We start from the raw sequence: 12,080 nt of genomic DNA on the forward strand, positions 1-12,080 counted from the left end.
TTAATACTTTGTTAACCTTTTAAATATCTTATATTTAAAGAATATAAGCATTAATACACCATCTATTCCCCATTGTAATGCCGTAATCCACCACACAGCAGTTATATTATATTTTAATATATACATAAAATAATATATTAAAGGAAGCCTTATAAAAAAGGCTGTAAATACAGATATATAAAATGGTGTTTTGGTATCTCCAAGTCCCTTTAATCCTCCTGCAAAAACTAAAGATATAGCAATAAAAGGCTGTTCTATTGCGCTTATTGCAAGGCACTTGCCTGCAAGATAGGCTACCTTTAAGTCACCCTTACCCACAAAAAATTTAACAAGAAAATTAGGCATAAAAAGAAAGATCAAAGAGAAGCTGCACATCATAATTAAAGCATAAAATGCACATTCAAAGGCAACCGTATTAGCTTCTTTTATATCCCTTTCCCCTATTTTAATTCCAACAAGAGTAGTTGTAGCAATACCAAAACTAGTACCAGGCATAAAAGATATAGATTCTATAGTATTTGCAATTTCATTAGCTGAAAAATACATACTTCCTGAGTACATAATTATACTTGTACATATAAGCCTACTTATGCTATAAGCTGCCTCCTCAAAAGAAGATGGAATAGATAGCTCTATTATTTCCTTTGCTATACTTAACGAAAACTTAAGATTCTTAAATAAGATATTAAATTTAAATCTATATTTTCTAACCATGCAAATACAAAATATAAAACCAGCTATATAAGAAATTAACGAAGAAATAGCTACAACATTTATATTTATGTGGTTTTTTAATATAATAAACATAAAAATATAATTTAAAAATATTTTAGTAACAAATTGAATCAAAGAACTTAGTAATGGAATATAACTATATCCATAAGCTATAAACATGGCATTTACCAAGCTAGATATTATATAAAAAAACATAGCTACTGCATTTATCTTACTAAAGTTGAAAGTTATATATAATAAATCACCTCTAGCTCCCATTAGATACAATATCTGATTTCCAAATAAGAATGTTATGGCAGTTATAATTAAACCCATAAATAGCCCAATCATAATTCCATTATAAGAAAAAAGAGATGCTTTATAACTATCTTTAGCACCTATATACCTTGATATTATTGATATCATACCTATTGATATACCATTTATAATAATTATATTTATAAAAATTGTAACCATAGCATTACTAAGGCCTAATATATTTACAGCTTTATTTCCTGCATATTTTCCTACCATCATCATATCAAAAATAGACATGAATGTATAAACTAACATCTGACTAATTATAGGAAGCGATACATTTAAGACGTCATTTTTTTTATTCATAAAAACCTTCTAAGAATTGTTATTAGTTATAAGCATTTCCTTATATATCACTAAATACTTATAACTTTTGTCTATATTAAAGTGTATCTTTGGAAATACTATATTAGAACCATGTTTAATGCTGGAGGGATTTATTATGAAAAAAAAATCTAATATTTTAATTATATTTTTCACTATACTTTTTACTATGTTTAATATTTCAAATGTTAGTGCTTTAAATGAACAAAAGGTAAGCGATGAAACAAAAGAAGAGATTGAAGAAGTAATAAACTCTATATATAATTCTAGATGTATGTCCTTTTTAGATGGTGATCTTTCAGCCCTCCCTACCCATTTTGACACCTCAAATAAATTTGGTAGGTGGTCCCTCGAGCATGAGGTTAAAAGAATAAAGTATCTTAGGGACTGGGCATATAAAAGAGATATGGTCTTTACTGATGTAAGCTCTCAATCTACAATAAAAAGAATAAGTCCTACTAATAAAGGTTTCAAAATAACCTTAGATGAGTACTACAAATTTAAATATAACTATAAAGAGGATGATCCTTTAACTGAAAACATATTTGGTGTAGGCTTATTACATTCATTAGAGATTATAAAAAGAGAAGATAAATTTGTAATATATAATGATTGGTATACTGATTGTTTCGAAGATGCATTAAAGGCTTATTCCGGTGAAATAAAAGAGGATATTCATATTTCAAAGTCCCCTCTTGACTTTAAAATACCTAATTATTATAAACCTAAACCTTCTTATCCTACTGTGAAAAAGGGTCAATATAATAGATTAGAGGCTGTAAATTATGCTGACAGATATTGCGGAATACCCTGGGCTATTAGTGATGGTAAAAAATATAATAAGAAATACAAAAACTTCACTGGGATTGGAGGTAACTGTACCAATTATGTATCTCAATGCATAGGTGACAAGGAAGAGGGCGGTGGATTAAACTTTGATGGGACTTGGTTTTGTGTTTATAATAAAACTGAGGGTGCTAGTGGTAGTTCTGCTTTTGTAAATGCAGATGCTTTTAAAAATTATCTTATATACAGTGGTAGAGGTACTTTAATAAAAAAAGGAACATTTAATACTCTTGCAGCACCTTCTAAAACTAATCCAAATGGAGAAATCTCAAAACTTAATTTAGGTGATGTTATTGCATACGCAAAGGGTAGTGATGTAGATCATTTTGCTATAGTTACAGGTTTTGATTCTCATGGATATCCTTTAATAAATTCTCATACTACAGATAGATATCATGTACCTTGGGATTTAGGTTGGGGAGATAAAAATATAGGCTTTTATTTAATCCATATGAGGTAACCCTTTAAAATATTTTAAATAATATCCTTCTATAAATTATTAATAGTAAAAAGACTAAAGGCTCTTGGATAAATCCTCCAAAGTCCTTTAGTCTTCATATATATATTAAAATTTATTTACTATTTATTAGATTTTACCTTGAAATAATTTCCTTTTATAATATTATGAGAAACCCAAAATCCATCTAATATGTGTTCTCTTTCCTCTTCTTTTATATCTCCAACTATACTATTGTCATTTAACAGAGTATAATTTTTATTAGTATTTACAAGAACCTTTCCTACAGAGGAATTTGCATACTTATCTTTGTCCACACCTAAAAGATAGGACAAGGTAGGTAGTATGTCTATTTGTCCTCCTATGGTATCTATAGTCTGCCCTTCAAATCCTTCACTATATATTATGAAAGGAACCTTTGGGTGCTCTTCTACCATCCATGGATAGCTATCTTTAAACAGTGAAGCATCTTCCATACAATACTTGTTTAGTCCACCGTGATCTCCTGTTATTATTACTATAGTATCTTTATTTAAATTCTTTTCTTTAAGTTCATTCATAAAGCACTCTATTTCTTTATCCACATAACTTACACTTTGAAGATACTTTTCCACCATACTACCATTTAAATCTGAAGGAAGATTTAACCTCCATTCCTCTTTTGGTACATATCCAAAGCCATAATGTGAATTTAAAATTACCCCATGTCCATAAAATGGTTTTTCCATCTTTGCTACATTATCTAAAAGTGACATTAATATAGTTTTATCTGATATACCCCCAAGGTAATTTACCTCTTCAGGCTTTATATCAATAACACGTTTATCCAAAATCTGATCAAAACCCATGTTTTCTGTAGCAATTTTGAAGTTCCAATTACCACCTTTTTCTCCGTGGAGCAATAAAGAATTATACTTATAATCTTTTAGTATCTTAGGTAGAGATTCATACTCAGTATAAGGATTTTCCCAAAAGGTACTTTTACCCCTTATAGGAAATATGCCCGTATTTGTCATAAGATCTGCATCAGAACTTACTCCCGAGTTTGTTTGATCATAAAAGTTCGGGAAATATAAACTACTTTTAATCATCTTATTCAAATAAGGAGTAATCTCTTCCCCTCTAATAGATTGATTTATCATAAAGTTTTCAACTGACTCAGTCTGAATTAAGATAACATTTTTACCTTTGAAGATTCCTTTATGATCATTTTCAGGAATTTCCTCTTTATTTGCCTTAAACCAATTTTCAATATTATCTATATCTTCCAATGTAAGTTCAGACTTTTTATTTCCCTTTAACTCATCATAAAAATCAAATGCTATATATCCTAAAGGTGAAGTATCATATATGCTACCAAAAGGTTCCCAGTAGTGGGTTATGAATCCCACATCTTCAACCTTTTCCTTAACATCTAACATCTTATGTAGGTAATTTGAACTAAATATAGCCACAATAAATACAAGGATGAATGCTAGTACCTTTCTTTTTTCCTTATAAAATAAAGCATCACTTTTGTACCTTTTTAAAATAAACGGTATGTCTATTAAAAATATTATATCTATAGGTCTTATATATTTGTAAAAATTAAATATATCCTTAAAACTTATATTTGCATGTTTCAAATAATTTAATGTAATGAATCCTCCTATAGATCTAGCAGTTATAAGATCTACAATCATAAGTAATGAAAATATAATATCTACAGTAATATAAAACTTAAGTCTACCCTTTTTCTTAAATAAAAATGCAAACGATAGAATTATAATTATTATTGAAGAATGTGTAAAAATCCTCATCTTTCTTGGATCCATAAACTGCATTATAATATTTATATTAAAAATATTTATATTATTACTATGTATAATAGACAACATAAATATATCCTTAATTAAAATAATAAAATAGGTTAATATAAACATGCAATCTACACTTTTTATTTTCTTAGTAACATTTCCAACAAAAGATCCTTGACTTTCTTCTTCTGACTTATATTTATTCATAAAATTCCCCCTAAATTATACCTAATAACACTCATAATGATATTTTTTGTACTATAAAATATTTTTTACTTTAAAATTCTTAAATCAACTCTATACTTAAATGAAAATAATCCACAGCTTGTCTTCTTTCTTTAATGCAGCCGTGGATTATTCGTTGCAGATTAATTCTTTTGACTATTTTACTAAGAAACTACATTGTTAATGAATTGAGCATTGTAAAGGTTACTATATATTCCATTTAAGGTTAATAACTCTTCATGACTTCCGCTTTCTTCTACACCATTATCAGTTAAAACTAATATTTTATCCGCATTCTTTATAGTTGATAATCTATGTGCTACAACAATTGTAGTTCTACCTTTACATAACTCTTCTAATGACTTTTGTATCATATACTCTGTAGTATTATCTAAGGCTGAAGTTGCCTCATCTAATATAAGTATTGGTGGGTTCTTAAGGAACACTCTAGCTATAGATATTCTTTGTTTTTGACCACCTGATAACTTAATACCCCTCTCACCAATGAATGTATCATAACCTTTTGACATCGACATTATAAATTCATGTATATTAGCTCTTTTAGCTGCTGTTATAATATCTTCATCACTAGCTTTTTGGTTACCATATAAAATGTTTTCTTTTATTGTACCTGTAAATAAAAAGACTTCTTGTTGTACAAGCCCTATGCTACTTCTTAAATCTTCTAAGCTTATATCGTATATACTTTTATTATCTATTAGTATATCCCCAGAATCCACATCATAAAACCTTGGTATTAAGTTACACAAGGTTGTTTTACCTCCACCAGAAGGACCAACTAAGGCAAGGGTTTTACCTGCTTGTATTTCTATATTTAAATTACTTAAAATATCTTTATCTTCATATTTAAAAGATACGTCCTTAAAATCTATCTTTCCTTTAACATTATTAAATGCCATTGGATCTTCCTTATCTTTTTCAGTTTCCTCACTTAATATTTCCATGTACCTTTTAAATCCTGTCATTCCATTTTGATATTGTTCTACAAAATTTATAAGTTTCTTTATTGGTTGAGTAAACATCTTAACGTACAATATGTATGCCATAAAGTCTCCAATATTTATCTTTCCCTGATAAGTAAAATATCCACCAACTATTAAAACTACATAATCTAGTAGATCTGTACAAAATCCAAGGCCTGAATGGTATTCAGCCATAGCTTTATATGCTCTTTCCCTTGCTACCTTAAAATTTCTATTTCCTATTTGGAACTTTTTAAGTTCATGATTGTGACTTACAAAGGCCTTTGATACCCTTATTCCAGATATGCTGTTTTGTAAACTAGCATTTATATCCCCTGTTTTAACTCTAGTTTCCATAAAGGCCCTTTTCATCTTATTTCTTTTAACAAAAGCAAATATAAATACAAACGGAACAAATGCAAAAACTATTAAAGTTAAAGGTGTATTTATTGTGATCAATATTAAAAACGAACCTATTATCATAACTATTGATATAAACAAGTCTTCCGGACCATGATGTGCAAGCTCTGATACATCCATTAAGTCGTTAATCATCTTTGACATAATATCCCCTGTTTTGTTGTTATCAAAATAATCACAAGGAAGTTTTTGAAGGTGTTTAAATAAATCCCTTCTCATATCTGCTTGCATCCTAACACCAACTACATGCCCCCAATACTGCATAAAGTAAGTGCAAGCAACCTTAACTATATATATGACTAAAAGGGCTCCTGCAAATATAGTTATCATTCTTAAATTTTTATTTGGGATGCTATCATTTACTAATTTTCTTGTCATCATTGGATAAAACAAATCACATAAAACAGCTACAATAGCAAATAGCATATCTAAAAAGAAAAGTTTTTTATAAGGCTTGTAATAACTTACAAACTTTTTGAACACTGACCCATCACCTCAATTATTATAGATAGTATTTAAATTTCTTAAGCTATTATTTATAAGGATACATAAATACCACCTTATTATTTAGAATTAATCTTAATTACTTATCTGTATTTAAATCTTTATAACCACACTCCTCAAACCTATTTACTACTTTACCATTAAACTCTACCTGCTCTAAAAACATAGAAAGTGGCCTAACCCATATACTCATATCTCCATATTGCGGTTGGTAAACTACCATATCTTCAAGAGTTTCAGAATGTTTAGCTATATATATAACTTTATAATAATTCCCCTTAAAATGTTTATAAAAGGTTTCATTTTTAATTTCTCTTTTACTAACCATATTTAAAGCTCCCTTTTATTTATTTTCATACCTTCTTATATTCTATCACACTATTATTTTAATTTACATATACCTTTTTTATAATATATTAAATAATATATTTACATTTGTCACATAATATATTAATATTAAATTTGTCTATTTTACAATCTTGATGTGCTAAAGTGACTTTTATTTATGTATAAACATAAATATTGAAGTAAAATGGCATAATACAGATTAGAAAAGGAGTTTATAATGAAATTATTTCAAAATCTTATGGATGAAACTTTAGAGGTTGAAGACTTAGAAGAATTAGAATCAGCAGCAGATCTTTTTCAATTTGGAGCTGAAAAAGGATATTATAACAAAAGACAATCTGATGAATTCAATAAGTGTTACTGGGACATAAAACACAGATTTTTAGCTAAAGAATTAGCAGAAAACATAAAAATCAATAGATTAGATCTTATTAACATAATTGCTAATGCACCTGTGGAAATTAAAAATGATAGGAAAGAACTATCTTTTTATGTAAATGGTCGAATAAAGGCTTTAAAGGGAAAAATAACAGGCTTAAGATAATTATCCTTAATAAATTTAATTTAAATATTAAAAGGGATATCTAAAATAGAAATTAATTTCTATAATGGATATCCCCTTTTTTACAAGTTTGTTTGTGTAATATAATATATTAATCTAATAAATTCTATTATTGAAACTATAAATATGGTAATTAAAAAATATGGATAAGCTAAAAGTTTTATGCTATCTATTTTAATAATAAAATAAATAGCTACTGAATTTATTATAATTAAATAAATCAGTACTAACCTTATCTTATTATTTTTAACTTTACTCATATATACAAGTAACATTGCACAAATTATAACTCCCATAATAAGACATACTATATATACTTTTATCCAATAATTATTTAGGAATGTTTCTTTATACACCCGATTTTTAAAAACTAAATATCTCATGACCCCCATCTTTTTCTTACTTAAATACTGCATTACAAAGGCAAAAGTTAAGCTGATAATCTCTAAGCTAATTAATAAAATCTTAGCTATCATTACTTTCCTGTCTCTACAGGGTTTTCCGTATTTGAACTCCATTCGTACCACCCGCCATCATAGATTGAACTATTTTTTATTCCCATGATTTCAGCATAAATCTGAACTTCTGCTGCTCTCCATCCTGTACCACAGAAAAATGCTAATCTTTGATCTGGCATAATACCTTCTTTCTTCCACATTGACAGTATTTCTGACGAGTTACGCATAGTATTATCTATGTTTCTAAACTCTTCTAAATGTTGTGAATCTGAGCCAGCATGCCCCCAAACTGCACCACTTGGACGACCCTTTGCTGTTATATCTGGGTATCCTGGTATTTTACCTGTATGTTCATCTAGACTTCTTATATCTACAAGCTTACTTCCTTCTTTATCTGAAAGTATTTTTTTTGCTTGTGGCATGTCTACAATATAATCTTTATTTAAAGGTACTATCGCGCCAAATGATTTTATCTTTATCTTTGGATTTTCTTTAGTTTCGATAGCATATCCTGAACCTCTCCATGCTCCAAAGCCTCCATTTAAAACTCTAACATCTTTAACACCCATATATTTCAATATCGCTGCTAATCTAAATGATCCCATAGGATCTTCTCCATAAAGTATTACTGTAGTATCTATATCTATTCCATTATTTAGTGCAAACCTTTCAAGCTCATCATCTGATACACGATTCCAAATAGGTCCTTCTTCTACCTCGTCTGTATTTATATGTACAGCTCCTTTAATATGTCCTTTTTTGTAATCTTTTGCTTCATCTCCCCAACTAACTTCAAATATTTTATAAGATCCACCTTTAAAGTTTTCTGGTTTTTTATCACTTATCACATCTTCAATCCAGCTAGGTGGAACTAATAGATGATAATTTTCGTAGCTTTCTAGTTTTAGTTCATCCTTTGAATCTTCTTTAAGGTTATATGTATATAATTTATCTATACCATTTTTCTTAAAGTAATTTGCTACTTCATTAGCATCTTTTTCATTCACATCATATAAAACTATATTCTTTTCCTTTGTAATTCCCTTTATATTCATAACTTCTTTTAGTTCTTTATCTTTATTCTTCTTATCTACCTTTAGCCAATTAGCTGAAAAATCAGTAGCACCCTTAATATGTCCACTACTTTTAGCTCCATCTAATTTCCATCCATTAAAAGAATCATTTGACCTTGCATCTACAATAACCCAGTCAGAATCACTTATTTTTTCTTGCAATTGTTCTGTGCTTAAAGTTTTGATTTCATTAGATTCTTTTTTAGCTTCTTCTGGCTTAATCTTACTTGAACATCCAGTAATAAAAGCTAAGCTTATTAATATCATGATTAAAGTCATGATGATTCTTTTTATATTATTCATTAAAATTCTCCTCTTACAATATTAAATTGTTAATTTTCATTATCTTTTTTAATACATTATACAACTTTTAATTAATCCTGTATAATAATATAAACCTATAGTTATAGCTTCAACTATAGGTTTATTAAATATTTCCCCTTTTATAACCCTTTTATAAGTCTTACTACATTTTCTGAAGCTCTTTCTATATTCTCTTCACCATTTTCTAAAGCTTCTTTTAGTGTTACTATTCCTGGAACTATGCCTATAATAGCCGTTATTCCTTCTTTATATAGCTTTTGTGGCTCTTCACAACATACCTTACCTGCAAAGGCTACTACTGGTATATTATGCTTTAGTGCTGTTTTAGACACCCCAACTGGAGTCTTTCCAAAAATGGTTTGATCATCTATGCTTCCCTCACCAGTAAATACATAGTCTGCCCCTTCCATCTTTTCTTCTAAACAGGTATGTTTTATAACTAAGTCCACACCCTTTACAAGCCTCGCATCTAAAAATGCCATAAGACCTGCCCCAAGACCACCTGCAGCACCTGAGCCTGCAACCTTTGCTATATCTTTATTAAGTAAACTTTTAATTATATTTGCATAATGAGTAAGGCTATTGTCAAGTGCCTCCACCATATCTTTTGTGGCTCCCTTTTGTGGCCCAAATATATAAGATGCACCTTTAGGTCCTATTAATGGATTATTAACATCACAAGCAACTTCTACTGTAACATACTTTAGTCTAGGATCTAATCCCTTAAGATCTATATTTTTTAGATTTATGAGATGTCCACCTCCATAAGGAAGTTCATTGAAGTCTTTATCTAAAAGTCTTGCCCCTAAAGCTTGAACCATACCTGCACCACCATCATTAGTTGCACTTCCCCCTATACCTATAACTATATTAGTAGCACCCTTGTCAAGAGCAGCCTTTATAAGCTGTCCTGTACCATAGGTTGTTGTATAAAGCGGATTACGCTCTTCTTTTTTAACAAGTTGAATACCACTTGCACTTGCCATCTCTATAACAGCAGTCTTCCCATCTCCAAGTATTGCGAATTCTGCCTTTACAGTATTCAAAAGAGGTCCCTTGACATCTATTTCATACAATATCCCCTCTGTTGCATCTATAAGTGACTGTACTGTCCCCTCCCCTCCATCTGCCATAGGTACATGGATACACTCTGCATCAGGCATAACCTTTTTAATACCTCTTTCCATTGCCTTAGCTACACTTTTTGCGCTCATGCTCTCTTTAAATGAATCTGGCGCTAAAACAAATTTCATAAACAATCCGCCTTTCTAATAGTTATTTAAGTATTTTCATAAGATAATTAATATTTTAGTACATAAACTAATATTCTTTTAAATACTTATTTAAGTAGTCCAAATATGATAGTGGATACTATTGTCATAGTAAGTCCTACTAAAGATTCATAAGGTATAAGTTTAAGCCTTTCTTTCATATCCATAAACACACTACCACCAGTTGAATGAAAAAAGCTTCCGTGTGGAAGATGATCAAGTACAGTAGCCCCTGAATGTATCATAGCCGCTCCTGATGTTGGTGCTATACCAAGTGCAAGTATAGTTGGCCCGAAAACCTGACTACCAACAGCAGTTCCAGAAGTAGTTGATGCTGTTGCCCCTGACATTAATAAACCAGCTACAGGTGCTAATAAGAAAGCTGGAAGACCTAAGGTTTGTAATCCATTAATTATTACATCTTTTAATCCTGAGTTAGCTATTATCCCTGCTATAGTACCTGTTCCTATAAGTAATATAGCAACTCCACTCATTTTACTTAATCCCAAAATAGAATATTTATTTAAATTCTTTATTTTACCCATACAAAAAGCTCCTACAGCTCCTCCAACAGGTAATGCAATAAGTGGATCTATGTTAATTTTAAACAATGGTCTTAGTGAAAGTAATATTATAGCAACTAAAGGTCCTGATATAGCCGCTATAAAACTTGGCTTATCTTCAGATGAGGTTTCAATCTCTTTATTAATTATGTATGACCCTTTATTTATAAGTCTTTTAGAAATTATACAGGTAACTATAACTCCAAATACAGCGGGTATAATCCCAGCTGCCATAACTGATGTTAATGGTATCTTAAAAGTATCTGCCGCTGCTATAGCATTAGGATTTGGAGACATTATATTTCCAGCCTTTCCTCCACCTATCATGGCAATTAATATAGATGTTCTACTAAGCTTTGCTTTATTTGCAATAGCAATTGCTATTGGAGCTACAGTTATTACTGCAACATCTATAAATACCCCTACACAAGTAAGTACTAATGTTGCAAGTGTCAATGCTATCAGTGAATTTGATTCGCCTATCTTATCTACTATAGTTTCTGCTATTTTAGCTGCCGCTCCAGATTCTATAAGTACACCTGCTAAAACGCCTGCTGTCAAAATCCTAAGTATGGCTGGCATTATTCCCTTTGCTCCATCTATCATAAGTGTTACAGTTCCAGTAAGTCCAGCTCCTCCTACAATTCCACCTACTAATGCCCCTAAAATAAGACCATAGGCTGGATGAACCTTTTTAATTATAAGTACAATAGCCAAAGCTAATGCTACTATTGCACCTAGTGCTGTTACTCCCATAGATATACCCCCTATTTTTTATATGTTTAATATCGATACATCAATTGTAACCCTTTGCATTCCATAAATCATCGTCATATTGTTAAAATTACAGCATATATTATAGTGCATTCGCCCTATAATATATCTAATTATTAA

9 protein-coding genes are annotated in these 12,080 nt (G+C 29.9%); 2 read left to right on the top strand and 7 right to left on the bottom strand.

Features of this window, described 5'->3' with window-relative positions; genetic code table 11:
• On the bottom strand, positions 1–1,338 hold the full coding sequence (locus DY168_RS11595; RefSeq protein ID WP_115641881.1) for an MATE family efflux transporter: 1,338 nt from the start codon (positions 1,336–1,338) through the stop codon (positions 1–3).
• 133 nt (positions 1,339–1,471) lie between these two features.
• Here DY168_RS11595 and DY168_RS11600 point away from each other — a divergent pair, with 133 nt between their 5' ends.
• Complete coding sequence (locus tag DY168_RS11600) at positions 1,472–2,662, top strand: amidase domain-containing protein (protein WP_423237253.1); 1,191 nt, start codon at positions 1,472–1,474, stop codon at positions 2,660–2,662.
• A gap of 119 nt (positions 2,663–2,781) precedes the next feature.
• On the opposite strand, the gene DY168_RS11605 is transcribed toward DY168_RS11600, so the two are convergent.
• The 3 genes from DY168_RS11605 to DY168_RS11615 form a co-directional block, all read right to left on the bottom strand.
• Entirely contained in the window at positions 2,782–4,662 is a 1,881-nt protein-coding gene (locus DY168_RS11605; protein ID WP_115641883.1) for an LTA synthase family protein, read from the bottom strand.
• Between the two features lie 182 nt (positions 4,663–4,844).
• Entirely contained in the window at positions 4,845–6,566 is a 1,722-nt protein-coding gene (locus tag DY168_RS11610) for an ABC transporter ATP-binding protein (RefSeq protein WP_115641884.1), read from the bottom strand.
• A 100-nt stretch (positions 6,567–6,666) separates the two neighbouring features.
• Positions 6,667–6,915: a DUF1653 domain-containing protein gene (locus tag DY168_RS11615; RefSeq protein ID WP_115641885.1), complete on the bottom strand. Its 249-nt coding sequence runs from the start codon at positions 6,913–6,915 to the stop codon at positions 6,667–6,669.
• Between the two features lie 237 nt (positions 6,916–7,152).
• Here DY168_RS11615 and DY168_RS11620 point away from each other — a divergent pair, with 237 nt between their 5' ends.
• Positions 7,153–7,479 carry a hypothetical protein gene (locus tag DY168_RS11620; protein ID WP_115641886.1) on the top strand — a complete coding sequence of 109 codons (327 nt, stop codon included), beginning with the start codon at positions 7,153–7,155 and terminating at the stop codon, positions 7,477–7,479.
• A 493-nt stretch (positions 7,480–7,972) separates the two neighbouring features.
• On the opposite strand, the gene DY168_RS11630 is transcribed toward DY168_RS11620, so the two are convergent.
• From DY168_RS11630 to DY168_RS11640, 3 genes are all read right to left on the bottom strand, one after another.
• Positions 7,973–9,331, bottom strand: coding sequence for a rhodanese-like domain-containing protein (locus DY168_RS11630; protein WP_115641888.1), 1,359 nt, complete (start codon positions 9,329–9,331; stop codon positions 7,973–7,975).
• Between the two features lie 140 nt (positions 9,332–9,471).
• Positions 9,472–10,605 carry a glycerate kinase family protein gene (locus DY168_RS11635; protein ID WP_115641889.1) on the bottom strand — a complete coding sequence of 378 codons (1,134 nt, stop codon included), beginning with the start codon at positions 10,603–10,605 and terminating at the stop codon, positions 9,472–9,474.
• An 86-nt stretch (positions 10,606–10,691) separates the two neighbouring features.
• Positions 10,692–11,942 carry a GntP family permease gene (locus DY168_RS11640; protein WP_172556337.1) on the bottom strand — a complete coding sequence of 417 codons (1,251 nt, stop codon included), beginning with the start codon at positions 11,940–11,942 and terminating at the stop codon, positions 10,692–10,694.
• Between the last annotated feature and the right edge of the window lie 138 nt (positions 11,943–12,080).

The sequence above is a fragment of the Clostridium putrefaciens genome (genome assembly GCF_900461105.1).
GTDB lineage: Bacteria > Bacillota > Clostridia > Clostridiales > Clostridiaceae > Clostridium_L > Clostridium_L putrefaciens.